This window comes from Alkalibacterium sp. AK22, from assembly GCF_000585255.1.
Classification (GTDB): domain Bacteria; phylum Bacillota; class Bacilli; order Lactobacillales; family Carnobacteriaceae_A; genus Alkalibacterium.
On sequence record NZ_JANL01000038.1, the window covers coordinates 1 to 15,689 of the forward strand.

12 protein-coding genes are annotated in these 15,689 nt (G+C 45.5%); 3 read left to right on the forward strand and 9 right to left on the reverse strand.

The annotated features are described in order from the left end of the window. Together ADIAL_RS11140 and ADIAL_RS11625 are read right to left on the reverse strand one after the other, a co-directional pair. The coding region (locus ADIAL_RS11140; RefSeq protein WP_197017789.1) for a LysM peptidoglycan-binding domain-containing protein at positions 1–231 on the reverse strand (231 nt) is incomplete at its 3' end. Beyond that, on the reverse strand, positions 209–2,995 hold the full coding sequence (locus ADIAL_RS11625) for a LysM peptidoglycan-binding domain-containing protein (protein WP_051503832.1): 2,787 nt from the start codon (positions 2,993–2,995) through the stop codon (positions 209–211). The genes ADIAL_RS11140 and ADIAL_RS11625, both read right to left, overlap by 23 nt. Positions 2,996–3,205: 210 nt before the next feature. Between ADIAL_RS11625 and ADIAL_RS08630 the strand changes: the two genes are divergently transcribed. Next, a complete protein-coding gene (locus ADIAL_RS08630) occupies positions 3,206–3,769 on the forward strand; it encodes a class I SAM-dependent methyltransferase (RefSeq protein WP_034302629.1) in 564 nt (187 codons plus the stop codon). Between the two features lie 108 nt (positions 3,770–3,877). Here ADIAL_RS08630 and ADIAL_RS08635 read toward each other — a convergent pair whose 3' ends face one another. The 5 genes from ADIAL_RS08635 to ADIAL_RS08655 all read right to left on the reverse strand — a co-directional run bounded on the left by ADIAL_RS08635 (position 3,878) and on the right by ADIAL_RS08655 (position 11,388). Next, a complete protein-coding gene (locus ADIAL_RS08635) occupies positions 3,878–4,834 on the reverse strand; it encodes an ABC transporter permease (protein WP_034302632.1) in 957 nt (318 codons plus the stop codon). A gap of 2 nt (positions 4,835–4,836) precedes the next feature. Then, positions 4,837–5,877 carry an ABC transporter permease gene (locus tag ADIAL_RS08640; protein WP_034302696.1) on the reverse strand — a complete coding sequence of 347 codons (1,041 nt, stop codon included), beginning with the start codon at positions 5,875–5,877 and terminating at the stop codon, positions 4,837–4,839. A 19-nt stretch (positions 5,878–5,896) separates the two neighbouring features. Next, positions 5,897–7,480: an ABC transporter ATP-binding protein gene (locus tag ADIAL_RS08645; RefSeq protein WP_034302635.1), complete on the reverse strand. Its 1,584-nt coding sequence runs from the start codon at positions 7,478–7,480 to the stop codon at positions 5,897–5,899. A gap of 225 nt (positions 7,481–7,705) precedes the next feature. Next, positions 7,706–8,818: a BMP family lipoprotein gene (locus tag ADIAL_RS08650; protein WP_034302699.1), complete on the reverse strand. Its 1,113-nt coding sequence runs from the start codon at positions 8,816–8,818 to the stop codon at positions 7,706–7,708. A gap of 194 nt (positions 8,819–9,012) precedes the next feature. Beyond that, positions 9,013–11,388 carry an FtsK/SpoIIIE family DNA translocase gene (locus tag ADIAL_RS08655; protein WP_034302637.1) on the reverse strand — a complete coding sequence of 792 codons (2,376 nt, stop codon included), beginning with the start codon at positions 11,386–11,388 and terminating at the stop codon, positions 9,013–9,015. A 222-nt stretch (positions 11,389–11,610) separates the two neighbouring features. Here ADIAL_RS08655 and ADIAL_RS08660 point away from each other — a divergent pair, with 222 nt between their 5' ends. Both ADIAL_RS08660 and yidC read left to right on the forward strand, forming a co-directional pair. Continuing rightward, positions 11,611–11,982, forward strand: a complete 372-nt coding sequence (locus tag ADIAL_RS08660; protein WP_081757784.1) for an acylphosphatase — start codon at positions 11,611–11,613, stop codon at positions 11,980–11,982. A gap of 88 nt (positions 11,983–12,070) precedes the next feature. Then, entirely contained in the window at positions 12,071–13,075 is a 1,005-nt protein-coding gene (gene yidC / locus ADIAL_RS08665) for a membrane protein insertase YidC (protein ID WP_051503833.1), read from the forward strand. 305 nt (positions 13,076–13,380) lie between these two features. On the opposite strand, the gene ADIAL_RS08670 is transcribed toward yidC, so the two are convergent. Both ADIAL_RS08670 and ADIAL_RS08675 read right to left on the reverse strand, forming a co-directional pair. Then, on the reverse strand, positions 13,381–14,907 hold the full coding sequence (locus tag ADIAL_RS08670; protein ID WP_231492138.1) for a HAMP domain-containing sensor histidine kinase: 1,527 nt from the start codon (positions 14,905–14,907) through the stop codon (positions 13,381–13,383). Further along, positions 14,904–15,596: a response regulator transcription factor gene (locus ADIAL_RS08675; RefSeq protein WP_034302640.1), complete on the reverse strand. Its 693-nt coding sequence runs from the start codon at positions 15,594–15,596 to the stop codon at positions 14,904–14,906. Before ADIAL_RS08675 ends, ADIAL_RS08670 begins: the two co-directional genes overlap by 4 nt. Positions 15,597–15,689 lie beyond the last annotated feature (93 nt).

The following is a 15,689-nucleotide window of genomic DNA, read 5'->3' on the forward strand; positions in this document are numbered from 1 at the left end:
CAATGACTGGCCGATAAAAATCCGGTCGCTGCTCAAGTTGTTTAAAGCCAACAGGCTCGATACGGTTGTTCCGTTGTCGCGGGCGATTCTACTCAATGTGTCGCCGGAGCGTACGGTATATACTGACTCTTTCACTTCAGGCTGGCCTGTTTCTGGCGCCGCAACTGTGCCAGTAACTTTCAATGACTGGCCGATAAAAATCCGGTCGCTACTCAAGTTGTTTAAAGCCAACAGGCTCGATACGGTTGTTCCATTGTCGCCGCAAGTTGTTTAAAGCCAACAGGCTCGATACGGTTGTTCCATTGTCGCGGGCGATTCTACTCAATGTGTCGCCGGAGCGTACGGTATAAGTCTGACTCTGAACAGGAGTACCCGACTGGCTCTCCTCAGGAGAAGAAACAGGAGTCCCTGTTTGCGGAACAGTCAGCTGAGCGCCTTCGCGAATCCAGTCTGTGGATAAATCATTTAACTGCATCAGTCTGGATACGGTTGTACTAAATGTTCTAGCAATTCGAGTGAGCGTATCTCCTGCTTTAACTCGATAAGTCTGCGTCCCGTTTTCTTCAGGAGGAGCTGTTTCTGCTGGCTTGTCAGCTTGTGTACCAGGTAGAATCAGGACCTGTCCGATGTAAATACGGTCACTTTGTAGTCTGTTGGCAGCTGTCAGCTCAGCTACAGTTGTTTGATGTGTTCTGGCAAGCTGACTGAGTGTGTCCCCACCCTTTACTATAATGGATTGACCAGGCAGTTTATCGTTATTGCCGGCATTATCAGACGAGCCTGTTTCTGGCTTGGAAGGCTGCTCGCTTTCAGCAGTTTGTGGCACTGCCAGTTTCTGTCCAATCAGAATACGGTCTCCTGACAGCCCGTTCATTTCTCTTAGCCTGCTTACCGTCGTATTAAAGCGTCGAGCAATGGCAGTCAATGTATCTCCTCTGGCCACTGTATAGGTCTGCGCGCGACTGTTATCAGGTGCATCCTCTGTTATATTATCCGTTTCCTTCTGTTCATTCCCTGGAGTGTCTTCTTTGTTGCCAGTGGAGCCGTTGTTTGATTCTTTTTCTTCTTCAACAACTGGCGTATCAGGTTTAGGCTGACTCGGTGCTGGAGTTTGCTTTTTCGGTACAGTCAACTGCTGGTTGACGAAGATTAAATCTCCGGACAGATTGTTGGCCGCACGTAGAGCCTGGACAGTTGTTCCAAATTCTCTGGCAATACGGTTTAAGGTGTCCCCTCTGACTACTGTGTACGTTGACGTTTCAGTAAACGGGTTTTCAGGTTTCGGTGCTGGAGTTGGCGCCGGTGTCGGAGCTACTACGCTCCCTGGTTTACCATCAAATCGAGTCAAGTTATACAGTTGAATCAGGTTATTCAACTTGCTGGCATAGGTAGGGTCTGTCGCATAGCGTCCCTGCAGCCAGGCAGATGCATCCCGGTAACTTTTCGTATTTTCTACCCAGGTTCCAGAATAAAAGCGTGGATTCCAGCTGGTTCCATTTCTCAATAACCGGGCATTGTCTCTTAAAGAAGCCTCATAGTTTGGATACTTTTTAAAATGATCAACAATCGTAATCCAGCCCGTGTGCGCATAGTACTCTCTGGTCTGTTTTGCCACAGACTGGCCGTTATAATTTCCTTTGATTCCAAATAGATTATGATTTGGCGGAGCAGATAGACTGCTGCGTCCATAACCGGATTCCAAGGCTGCCTGAGCAATCATGACCGAGGCATACAAGCCGTTTTCTGATGCAATCTTTTGAGCATGGAGAGAAATCTGGTCAATGAATGCAGCCGGCGAATTGCTCTGGTGCAGATTGCCAGGTGTCGAAGGAACAGCTGCTCCAGCTTGCTGAACGCCCGCTTCATTTATTGCAAGGGTCTGACCAATAGAAATACGGTTGACATTTTGAATATTATTTAGACTTGCAATTCTGGCTACCGTTGTATTGTACGTTTGTGCAATACGGTTCAGATTGTCTCCAGAACGGACGACATGAACAATCGGTTTTTCAGCTTCCGGCTTCACCGGTTCCGGTTTTGGTTCTGGTTTTGGCTCTGGTTTTGGCTCCGGTTTCGGCTCTGGCGTCGGAGGCTGTTCCGTCTGAGGCGTACTGACAGGCTCTGCTTGCTGGGCGGCTTCTTCACTCTTCTCTTCTTCAACTGGTGCAGATGGCTCTTCTGCCTGTTCTTCAGAAGGTCCAGTCTGTTCCGCAACTTCTGCCTCAACTGCTTTTTCTTGCTGAGCATCTATGTTTGCTGCTTCAAACACCTCAGCAGTATCTGTAAATGATTTAACGGCTTTCGGCACTTTTTCAACACCTGCTTCAGCAGACTGATCTTCTTCCGTTTTCAGTTGATCAGTCTCCCTTTCCTGCTGGTCTATTTCAGTAGCCAAACGTGCCGCTTCTTCAAGATCAGATGCATGTGCTTTCGGCTCGATATCAAAGCTGCTTTCAGCAAGAACCTGCTCATCGTTTTGAGTCTCTGTTGCCGGTACCAGTGAGCTTTCTTCCACATTGACGGCCTTGCTGTCTGAAGAAAGTGTATCCTCTGACTCTTCGTCGACTACTGACAGGGACTGAAGCTGACTTTCGATCAGAGCATTAAAAATGGAATCCAGCTGCTCTACAGATAACTTTTCGCTGTGAAGCTGCTCAAGGACGCTTTCTCCTCCTGCTTTTTCGACCATGCGGATCAGCTGATCCTTGATGTATCTAATTTCTTCTGAGTTGTTATCGCTAATGTATGTATTGCCGGTTGTTTCCTGTTCCAGGGAAGTGGGTGCTTCCTCTGATGTGAGTTCCAGTTCAGTGTACTTTTCGTATAGACTCCTTAATTCTTCCTGATCAAGTTTTTCTCCTTGCGCTGCAACAGGGCTGGTGAAGCTCCCAATTGCCATCATGCCGGCTAACACACTGGAAGACAAAGTCACGGCACGCCTGAATTCAGTTGGTCCTTTCTTAAATAAAGAAAAGGATAAAGCAGATTTTGTCATATAATCTTCTCCTCTCAGAAAAGGGGTCATTGGTTGTGTTACTATATTATACATTTAGTTAACAATAAGCGGTACCAATAAGTTGAACAATCATACAATGTCATCATTTTGTAATATTAATTCATTTAGACTGCTATCTTTCCTATGCTACACTTGAAAAAAATGACACCACTAGCCAGTTCCAAAATATTTTAAAGGAGGTTGACGTATTTGTTATATTCACCATTAACTTACTCACATAAGTTGCTCGAAAGCCGTCTCAAGGAAGGTGACCTGGTAATCGATGCCACTGTTGGAAACGGCAATGATACTCTTTTTTTAAACAAGCTTGTTAAAGCAGCAGGCAAAGTCATTGGTCTGGACATTCAAGCTGAAGCTATTGATCGGACAAGGGAACGTATAAAAAATGAAGGGGTTTATGAATCTGTCGAGCTGCATCAGACAGGCCACGAACAGCTCGGTACATTGAATATCAATCCGGAATCTGTTGCCGCTGTCATGTTTAATCTCGGCTATCTCCCAAGAGGAGATAAATCAGTCATCACGCTTGAACATACCACTCTTATCGCTTTAAAAACCTCTTTGACTCTTTTGAAAACAGGTGGTCTCATAACCATTATGGTTTATTATGGTCACCCCGGTGGAGAGGAAGAAAAGAACGGAGTAATAGATTTTGTCCGCTCTCTCTCTCAGAAAGAATACCAGGTGCTGCAATACGGCTTTATTAATCAAAAAAACGCTCCACCTTTTCTACTGGTGATTGAAAAATTGTGAGGCTGACTTTTAGCTTAGGACAGCTTTGTCTTATCGATAAACACACAGAAAACCGGATGCATCAGAATCTGATGCATCCGGTTTTCTTTTAAACTAAATCAGGAAACCTTATTTAGATTTGATGTAGGTCTTTCCGATTGCAGCAGGTGCTTCGGCTCTTCCAATAAATCCGACAAGAACAAGGATTGTCAGCAGATAAGGCAGTACTTGCAGCCAGACAGAGGGGATATTCTGTATGATTGGAATTGAGTTCCCCACACGGGCTAGACTTTGTGCAAAACCAAAGAATATAGCGGCTCCCATAGCCCCAAGAGGATTCCATTTGCCAAAAATCATAGCGGCTATGGCAATGAATCCTTGCCCGGCAACAGTCAAAATACCGAACTCATTGTGGATAGCCTGTGACTGGATAGCTCCACCCATTCCGCCAAGGAAACCGGAAATCAGTACACCAGCATATTTCATGGTATATACCTTAATACCCAGCGTTTCAGCTGCATGCGGATGTTCCCCAACCGAACGCAGTCTCAATCCAAAGCGAGTCTTATACAAAATGAACCAGGATAAAATCGCCATAAGAATACCAAAGAAAGCGGGCCCTGATGTATTCCGGAAAAAGATAGGTCCAATAACCGGTATGCGGTGAAGTAGAAAGATATTAGAACGTCCAAAAGATCTCGGGAGCGGACCTGTTTGTGCTGCTCCAAATAATGCTCTGGTCAGAAACACTGCTAGAGCTGGAGCAGCCAAGTTGATAACAGTCCCTGACACAATATGATCAGCTCTAAGGTTAATCGTCGCTACAGCATGGATGATGGAGAAAAGTAGACCAATTAAGCCCCCAGCCAGCATCCCGACCCACGGAGTCATGTTTCCAAACGTTCCGACAAATTGAATATTGAAAATAGCCGACATGAAGGCACCCATAACCATGATTCCTTCTAGTCCAATGTTTACGACTCCACTACGCTCGGAAAATGTTCCTCCAAGGGCAGTCAAAATCAAGGGAGCGGCAAATATTAAGGAACTGGATACGATCAGTTGCAGTAATCGAATAATATCCATGCCTATTCTCCTCCTTCTGTCACTGTTTTTTTAGTTTTCATTTTATCAAGTAAAAAGCGGATCAGGTAATTAGCCCCAACAAAGAATATGATTGCAGCAATGACAATTTCTGCCATTTCATCTGGCACGCCCGCACGGTTAGGCAGGAAGCCTGATCCTACATCAAGTATCCCAAATAAAACAGCTGAGAAGAATATGCCGATTGGATTGCCTAGTCCCAGCAGGGCAACCGCAATCCCGTTGAAGCCTACATAAGGCAGGCCACTTTGTGTAAAGATATTGCCGAAGGTTCCGAGACCATGAATGGCACCCCCAAGGCCAGCAAGCGCCCCACTTATAAACATAGACAGAATGATATTTTTAGGTGCACTCATACCTGCATAGGTCGACGCAAAGCTGTTCAGACCGACAGCTCTCAATTCAAAACCCGCCGTGGTCTGTGTCATGAAGACATAATACAAAGCGACTACAACCAGTGCAATGAATAAGCCGGCGTTTAAGCGGGAGCCGTTAGTAAGACTCGTCAGCCAGCCCACACTCAGACTTGCATTTGGCCCTACTCGGTCAGTCGTATTACCCCCGTCTGATATAACTGCTCTAATCAGATAGTTGGTTACAAACAAGGCCGTGTAGTTAAGCATAATGGTGACAATAACTTCATTGGTTCCAAAGTAAGCGCGGAGGTAGCCGGCAATGGCTGACCAGACTGCACCGACCAACATCCCCACTCCAAGACTCAGGGTAACGAGGACGATTCGCGGCAAATCCGGAAAAGCCAGCGCAAACCATACGGCTGAAATCCAGCCGACCAGCACTTGTCCAGCCACACCAATATTGAAGAAACCTGCTTTAAAGGCTATTGCAAAACCAAGCCCGGTAAAGGTCAAAACAGTAGCCTGCCTCAAAGCTTCACCGAAGAAGAAAGGATTTCTCAGCACACCATCGAACATCACCTGATAAGCCAGAAGAGGGTTATAGCCAAAGGCCAGCATCAGGATAGCACCAAATATAAATCCTAGAATAATGGATAGTATCGGCACCATTAAATTGGTCAGTTTATCGTTATTTTTGGTTAGCAACGGTCTCCTTCTCCTTTCCACTTGACTCAGCCAATTCAGCGTGGGCTCTTTCAAGCGGCACACCTGCCATAAGCAAACCAAGTTCTTTCTCATTGGTTTTGTCTGCGTCAACAACTGCAATAATGTTCCCATCATACATGACAGCAATCCGGTCTGATACATTCATGACTTCATCCAACTCGTAACTCATCAGCAAAACACCTTTACCGTGGTCACGCTGTTCAATCAGACGCTTGTGAATATATTCAATCGCTCCTACATCCAGTCCGCGAGTCGGCTGCGCTGCTATGAGCAGATCAGGATTTCTAAATATCTCTCTGGCAATGATTGCCTTCTGCTGATTCCCGCCAGACAAAGAGGCAGCTGAGTGCTCTTCACTTGGTGTTCTTACATCAAACTCATCAATCAGTTTCTTGGCATGCTGCTTGATTTCATTGTGATTCAAAAAGCCGTGTTTACTGAAAGGCTTCTGATAGTAAGTCTGCAAAGCCATGTTCTCTTCCAGCTTCATTTGCAGAACCAGGCCGTAGCGCTGGCGGTCTTCTGGAATATGTCCCAGTCCAGTTTCAGTAATTTGTCGCGGTTTTTTATTTGTAATATTCTTCCCGCTCAGTGTGATCGTACCCGAATCTACTTTCGTCAGGCCAGTTATTGCCTGGATCAGTTCAGACTGGCCGTTTCCATCCACTCCGGCAATTCCCAGTACTTCCCCAGCTCTAACCTCAAGATCAATCGCTTTGACGGCATCGTATCCTCTTTTTTCTTTAACTGTCAGACCTTTGATTTCCAGCACTGGATTTTTTGGCTGAGCCGGCTGCTTGTCGACTTTAAAAGATACCGAACGGCCAACCATCATATCTGCTAGCTCTTGCTGAGAAGTTTCGGCCACATTGACGGTATCGATACTCTTTCCTCGACGAATAACCGTACAGCGGTCTGCTACCTTCTTAATTTCATCGAGTTTATGCGTAATCAGGATGATTGACTTGCCCTCATTGACGAGTGCCTGCATGATGTCCATTAATTCGTCTATTTCCTGAGGTGTCAGTACACCTGTCGGCTCGTCAAAAATCAGAATATCTGCGCCTCTGTACAGTGTTTTCAAGATTTCAGCTCGCTGCTGCATCCCTACAGAGATATCCTGAATCTTTGCCCTTGGATCAACTCGGAGTCCGTACTGGTCGGACAGCTCTTTTACTTCTTTTTCTGAAACAGCACGCTCCATAAACCCAAAACGATGCTTTTCCTTACCCAGTACAATATTCTCTGTTACTGTGAACTTGTCTACCAGCATGAAGTGCTGGTGCACCATGCCGATCCCAAGTTCATTAGCGACACCTGGTGAAGAAATCTGGACTTTTTTCCCGTTCACCCATATTTCACCTTCTGTCGGTTCAAGCAAACCGGACAGAATATTCATCAATGTGGACTTTCCTGCCCCGTTCTCACCAAGCAGTGCATGGATCTCTCCTTTGTTTAGATCCAGATTGATATTGTCATTGGCTTTGAAATTACCGAATGCCTTCGTTATGCCTTTCATTTCGATGACTTTATTCATCTGCGACACGACGGAACCCTCCTTCAACTACTGTAAAAGTAGTGACTGTTATTTTATTATTATAACTTATTTTATCCTTGCCGTAAATTACATGTAAAGACGAGTGTAAAAATAATTTGAGTCCGGAGGCTCAAGCAGTGACGGCAAAAATGGTGAGAAAAAAGCGCTAGCCTCAAGACCAGCGCTTTTATTTACTTGTGCCTATCCAAGTCTCTCAAAGAATGTTCGTTTATTTTACAGGTCACCAGGAGCTTCTGGTACAGAGATGTCTCCATCCAAAATTCCTTGACGTGCTTCTTCAACAACATCCCATACTTCGTCTGACAAGTTTCCACGTGTAAGATCTACACCTTCTTCTTCCAGTCCGTAAGCAATGTTTTCTCCACCTGGGAATCCTTCGTCGATTGTCAGGTTAGCAGAGCTTTCGATAGAAGCACCTACTCCTTTGATTGTTGAAGTCAGTGTGAAGTTGCCGCCATCCCAGTTTCCTTCTTCCTCCTGGTCACGGTCTACACCAATTACCCATAATTCATCGTCAGGGTTTGATTCCAGACGGTTACGTGTTTCTGTGAATACACCGTTACCTACTGCTCCAGCAGCGTGATAGATCACGTCTGCTCCATTTGAGAACATAACTGCTGCAATCTGCTGACCGATACTGGCATCAGTAAATGATCCGGCGTAATCAATGTCGACAGTAATATCTTCGTCAACATGAGCGACTCCTGCTCTAAATCCAGCTTCAAAGCGGTCGATCACTGTGCCTTCGATTCCGCCGATAAAACCAACACGGCCGGTTTCAGTTGTTTCAGCTGCTGCGACACCTGCAAGGAATGCAGCTTCGTGATCGCGGAATGTCAGTGAAACGACGTTGTCCATTTCAGAGATCTCGTCAACGATTCCGAATTGCTGCTCAGGATTCTGTTCAGCAACGTCATTGATGGCGTCCAGTAGAGCAAAACCGATACCATAAATAATATCATATTCTTCAGCAATAGCCTGGTTCAAGTTTGGAATAAAGTCCTGAGCATCGTTTGACTGATAATAATCAATATGATCATCACTCAAGCCACGGTTTTCTGCCCATTCCTGCATACCTTCCCAAGCTGACTGGTTGAATGAACGGTCGTCTACTCCACCTTCATCCGTAATCATAGCTAGACGGAAATCAACAGCTTCTGTATCTTCACCGTTCTCAGCTGTTTCATCACCGTTATCTTCTACATCTTCTGTTTCGTCCGCGTCATCCACGATAGTATCCGTGGTGTCCCCAGCATCCTGACCTTGGCAAGCCGCCAGTACGAAAGCAGATGTTCCTATTGCTAGTAAAGTTCTCAGTTTTGTCATTGACACATTAATACCCCCTATTAATCTGTGTGTAAAGCAAGTAGGAGGTGACAGGCATTTTTATCATTTAAATTTAATAGGCGAAAATAAATGATGACGCTATCACCTTCTTCTTTCAAGCATATAGTAACATTCTTGTAACAAAAAAGGAAGTTAGAATTTCATGGGCAATATAATTAAAAACCTTTCATTAATTACTGATTTATAACTTCCGGGTTCCCCTCTTCTGCAGCCTGAGTCTCAGCGGTTGCCAAAACTTCTCTCGGCTTAGATCCCTCAGACGGGCCGACGACACCATTCATTTCCATTTCATCCACCATACGCGCCGCCCGATTATAGCCAATCCTGAAACGTCTTTGCAAAAGCGAGATACTGGCTGTCTGCATTTCGATCACCATGGAAACAGCTTCATCGTACAGTTCGTCTTCCGAGTCTGCAGCACTTTTCTGCGGCTCATCTTTGGGAATCATTTCCTCAACATAATTGGCTTCCTGCTGGTCTTTGACGAAATGGACCACGGCTTCCACCTCTTCATCAGAAATAAAGGCTCCCTGTACTCGGGTGGCTTTATTGGCTCCCATCGGCTGGAAAAGCATATCTCCTCTTCCGAGCAGTTTTTCCGCTCCATTGCTATCCAGTATCGTCCGTGAATCTGTTCCGCTTGAGACAGCAAAAGCGATTCGTGACGGCACATTAGCTTTGATGATTCCGGTAATGACATCCACGCTTGGACGCTGGGTAGCCAGAATCATATGGATTCCGGCTGCACGTGCCATCTGTGCCAGTCGGATAATAGAATCTTCCACTTCGTTGGAAGCCACCATCATCAAATCTGCCAGCTCATCGACGATGACGACGATGAAAGGTAAAGGCAGCAGGCTTTCATCTGTTTCCTGATTCTTTCTTTTGACAAAAGCATTGTAGCCTTCCATGTTACGGGATCCGCTAGCTGCGAAAAGCTCATAACGTCTTTCCATTTCCTGCACAACTTTCTGCAGAGCCTGGGCTGCTTTTTTGGGGTTCGTGACAACGGGTGTCAACAGGTGCGGAATGCCATTATAAATATTCAGCTCAACCATTTTAGGATCAATCATCATTAGCTTGACTTCATTCGGCTTTGCCTTTAATAGCAGGCTAGTAATAATACCGTTGATGGCAACCGATTTCCCTGAACCTGTTGCACCTGCCACCAGCATGTGCGGCATCTTCGCCAAGTCGGCCATGGCTACGTTGCCGGCAATATCTCGTCCAAGAGGCACCTCGAGCAGTTTTTCCTTATTGCTGACCTGACCTTCAATGATATCTCTGAAGGAGACGGTACTGACCTCCGTATTCGGCACTTCTATTCCGATCACAGCTTTGCCGGGTATAGGTGCTTCCATCCGGATATCCTTGGCTGCCAAAGCCAGCGCCAAGTCGTCAGACAAGCCAACGATTCGGCTGACCTTGACCCCTGTAGCCGGCTGGATTTCATACTTGGTGACTGCTGGACCCAAGTTGGCTTTGGTGACCTTAGCTGAAACCCCAAAACTCTCGAAGGTCTCTTCAAGCTTTTTGACGTTTTTCTGAATAATGCTGTATTCGTTAGACTGATCCACTGCTTCCAGCTGATTCAAGAGGCTGACCGGTGGCAGTTTGTAGGCTTCGTTCTCTTCCTCACCGATTTCAAAGTCAACGGGTCCCTCTTCGGGTTCAGTTGACTCTTCTGCAGCTGAGGTGTTAGCCAATCCATTCTTTTGAGCAGTCTGCTTCTGCTTCATTTCCTGAATGTCCTGATAGCCTTCGATTTCCAATGTTGTCTGTTCGCCTTCAAGATAAGACTCTTTTGGAGTACCCTGACTGGAAACAGACTGCGCTGGCTCTCCTGATGTCTTTTCTTCAGCTATCCCAGATTGCTTTTGTCTGCTGGCTTTTTTCTTTTCAGGTGCTTTTTTACGCTTCTTTCTGTTTTTCTTTTGCTGATCCATGAATGAACTGAAGCTGCCTCTGATTCCCTGCCCCATGCTTTTTAACGTCTTACGAATCCGCTCAAACAGGTGACTGTATGAAAGCTGGAAAAAGATCATGATTCCTACAAAGACCAGGGCTACAATCATAATGTACGTACCCGCCATCCCAAATAAAAAATAGCTAGCTCCGAAAAAGACAGCGCCAATCATACCGCCGCCTGTATTACCAGCAATACTGTTGCTGGTAAACTGCGGCCATAGCGCCTGCCAGGTTGCTGTGACACTGTTTGTAGAGTCTGTCAGTACCGGCAGTACCCATCTGGAGTGGACAAACACCAGCCAGGCAGTATACAGCAGAGCGGCTCCACGTGCTTTAGGACCTTTAAAACTTGGCCATTCCCCCTTCAGAAGCAGATAGACTCCGGCAGCAAGCAGGATAATGGCCAAAAAAGCGTAGGTTTCCCCGACAAAGAGCCGGAATATATTGGTAAAGAGACGGCCGACAAATCCAAAGGACCCCAGTGCAAGTAAACTAATAAAAAATAGAATAAATCCGAGCAGTTCCGGTGCTACCTTATGCGTTTTTTTCTTCGGTCGTCCCCGCTTTTTTCTTCGTGCCATGTATAGTCTCCTTTCTATATGTATCTTCGTCATTATAGCATGAACCAGCTGTTTAAGGTAGGGTGGCGAATGCCTGTTCTGATCATTATTCACGGTGTGTTCTGCACTGTTTCCTAAAAAATACTCTTGCTCTGCAGAACAAAAAAATTTTAACGGCTATTCTTTGACCTCTGATCTGCACACGAAGTAAACTGGTAGTAACTTTAGGGAGGAGGAGTAAACATGAGTTCTATATTCAAAGATTTTTTCAATATGGGTAAAGCTGACCGTCCCGGAGGAGAAGTCATCTACACGAACGAGGTGCTGGCCGATACCTCACAGCAAAAACTGCGGGCGATTGTCTCTGGACGTGTGCAGGGAGTAGGTTTTCGCTTTTCAACCAAACAGGCTGCTGATGAATTGGGAATAAAAGGAATCGTCCGCAATGAACCGGATGGAACCGTCTATACCGAAGCCGTCGGCAGCGAAGACCAGCTGTCTGCATTTGTAGAAGCTTTAAGAAAGGGTCCAAGCCCGGCTTCACAAGTAGACAAGGTTGTCGTCACTTATGACGAAAAGATTGAAGAAAAAGCAAATTTTTCACAGGTCAATTGAATTCTTACTTTCTTTGTTGTATAGTGTAGAATAGCGTATCAGACCAAAACTACTCTGGACCTAATCACACAAAAGGGATGGAATTAATTTGAAAAACAGAACAAAAAGATGGCTTCTTTCCGGCGGAATGCTGGCGACCGTACTTTTCCTGTCAGGATGCATGCGTATTGACAGTGCAGGTGAACCTACCGGCGGATTTTCACAGTTTCTATTCAACTATCTCGTACTACCTACTCAAGCCTTTATTGAAATACTTGCAGATCTCTTTGGCGGGAGCTATGGTTTGGCCATTATCGCCATCACCATCATTGTCCGTGTACTGATTTTGCCTTTGTCAATCAAACAACAGCGGACATCAATGGAACAACAGACTAAAATGGCTGTAGTTAAACCTGTGACCGATGAAATTCAGGCAGAAATGAAAGAAACAAACGACGCCAAAGAAAAACAGGCTCTCCAGCAGGAACTGATGGAAGTCTACCGCGAAAACAATGTAAACATGCTCGGCGGCTTGGCTGGATGTCTGCCCTTACTGATTCAAATGCCGGTCTTTACGGCGATGTTCCAGGCGATTCGTATGTCTGAGCCAATTTCTCAGGCAACCTGGCTCGGTATTCAGCTTGGTGAGCGAAGCATCGTACTGGCTTTAGTAACAGGTGCTGTCTATTATATCCAGACTAAAGTCATGATGGCAGGAATGCCTGAAGAACAGCGCAAGCAGTCCAATACAATGATGATGATGAACCCGGCGATGATTCTGATGTTCTCGATTACAGGACCTGCTGGACTGACCCTCTACTGGTTTGCCGGTGGATTTGTCGCCATCGCCCAGTCGCTTGTCACTAATCATTATTACAAACCTAAACTGGAAAAAGAATTAAAAGAAAAGCATGGGGACAAAAAAGTTGTAACGCGTAAAAAAGGGTCTCGTAAGACGATTGAAGTGGAAGAAGTCGTAAACCAACAAGGTTCCAAATCGCAAATCACCAACGTCAAACCTGCACCGTCAGCTAAAGATCGCCGACGCAATCAAAGTCCTTTTGAAACTAAAGACAGACGTAATGCAGGTAAACAGCAGCGTAATAATGTCTAACCATGATTGTTGCATAAATGAAAACCCAGCGAGTCGAGACAGAATGATTCTCGACTCGCTGGGTTTTTGTCTGCATTATTTTTGCTTTGCAGCTTTTGTACAAGCGAACTGCTGACCGGTCACTCAGAGATTTATCAGTAATGGCCACAGCTAAAGTCGACCTGCTGCCGGTGTTTTTAAAAAGTCCATTGTTTTGGAGGCTGCCAAAACAGCTTACTACATCAGAAAACAGCAGTAAAAAGCACAGTCTGAAGGAGATTATTCGTTCAGACTGTGCTTTTTGTTATTTAAGCAACACTGTATAGTTAGTTAAGATTAGATGCAGAGTCTTCTTTAGATTCAGCCAGCTCAGGCAGTTCGATACGGAAAATCGATCCGTGATCCAGAACACTTTCAGCCCAAATTTTTCCGTTGTAGCCTTCTATCAGCTGCTTGGCAATAGACAACCCCAAGCCGTTTCCTCCCCGGTGGCGGCTTCGCGCTTTATCTACTCGGTAGAAACGGTTGAAAATTTTCACCGTGTCTTCCTGGGTCATCCCTTCACCATAGTCCTGAATGGCAATCTGCACATCCTGTCCGTTTTCCGACACACTTAGATGTACTTCCTTTTTATCGGTTGAATATTTGACTGCATTATCCAACAATATAATCAGGATCTGCTCCAGGTGATTGCGGTAAATATTGACATACACATTTTTATTTAAATCATCATCCATGATAAAAACAAAATCTGGATGCACCAGTTTAAAATTGTTGAAGGTCTGATTGATAATGTCTCTGATGGCTGTGCGTTCATTCTTGTAATGAATCTCCACTTGCTCAGCTCGAGACAGATCAAGCATTTCCTGAACCAGACTCTTCATTCGCTCGATTTCCTGCAGCGAAGCGGTCAGTGACTCGTCTAACACAGTCGGATCGTCCTTGCCCCAGCGGTTCAACAGTTTCATATGTCCTTCCACAACGGCTACTGGCGTACGCAGTTCATGCGAAACATCCTCAACAAATTGCTTCTGCTGCTCGATATTGCGCTGCATCCGGTCGAGCATGGCGTTATAGGCATTTGCCAGTTCTGTCAGCTCATCATTTCCATCCCCGACATCAATGCGTTCCTGTGATTCCGGGTCTTTTTCAATAATATGCATAGCCTCTGTAAGCCTGCGGATCGGCTGCAAGAAGGAGATCGCTATGATATAGCCGATTACACCACTGAACAGCAGGGCTATCACTCCAGTGAGCAGGATGGCTCCCAGCACACTTCGAAACAGCTGATGATAGGACGATAGCGTGTTTATTACCTGAACATAACCAATCAGTTCATTGTTTAAGAATGAATAAATTGGGGTAACTGCCGACAAAGCTTCTCCGTGGGGGCCCTCAGGAATCGTGCGGATCATCATATTCTGCTGAGTCTCAAAGGCAATATTACTCGGGGTCGTTTCATAAAGCAGTTCCTCGCCTGGATCGAACACACGGATGATAATGTTACCCTGAGTCGACCGCAAAGGCGTACTTCTCTGGTTCTGCATCTCCTCCATAATAGGCATCTCAGGCGTCAGATACAATTCCTGCTGGTCCAGCGTTTCTTCAACCACTTCTTCTGTCAGATCATAAAAATTCTGTCCGAAACGTTCAGTCAAATTAAACACAACGTTTCGGACAGCCTGCTGTTCATTATCAATCATGATCTGCTGAAAAGTAATGAACAGAATCGTCGAGAAAATAGTATACGTTAAAAAAATCGCTACAGCAGCCCCGATAGTCCACTTCCACCTTAGTGAGATACGCTTTTGCTGATTCACTGCGGTTGTGTCAATGGCTGCTTTTGATTTCACGTGCGCATCACGTATCCAGTTCCTCTTACTGTCTGGATATAACTTTCTTTTCCAGCCACATCAATCTTGTTTCTCAAGTATCGGATATAAACATCCACAACGTTTGTCTCGACTTCCGTCTCGTATCCCCAGACCTTGTTCAACAGAATTTCCCGGGATAAAACAACATTGACGTTTTCCATTAGCTCAACAAGCAGTTCATATTCTCTTTTGGTCAGCTCAATCACTTCGTCTCCACGCTTGACGACACGGTTTTCCTTCTCAACTGTGATGTCTTTGTAGTTGATGGTTGTCTGACGGCTGACATTCTCTTCTGTCTCTATTTCAATACGACGAAGCAGCGCGCGCATACGGGCAAGCAGTTCTTCGATTGCGAAAGGCTTAACAACATAGTCATCCGCTCCATGATCAAAGCCGGATACCCGGTCAATCACAGAGTCTCTTGCCGTCATCATGATGATCGGCACATTGGAAACCTGTCGAATACGACGCGCCACATCGATACCGTTCAATTCCGGCAGCATCAAGTCAAGCAGGATAATATCCCAGCTTTCTTCTTTATCCAACGCTGCTTCTAGCCCAGACCGTCCGTCAAACCGGACTTCCGTGCGGAAGCCTTCATGGTTGAGTTCTAGCTCGACAAAGCGTGCTAAGTTTTTTTCATCTTCAATGATCAATATATTTGCCAAAATATTCACTCCTAGCTGTATTTACCCGTTTCTGTATCCTGAATTCACGTACTCTCATTTTCCAGTCTTTAGGCTACCTTAGTGTACCATATT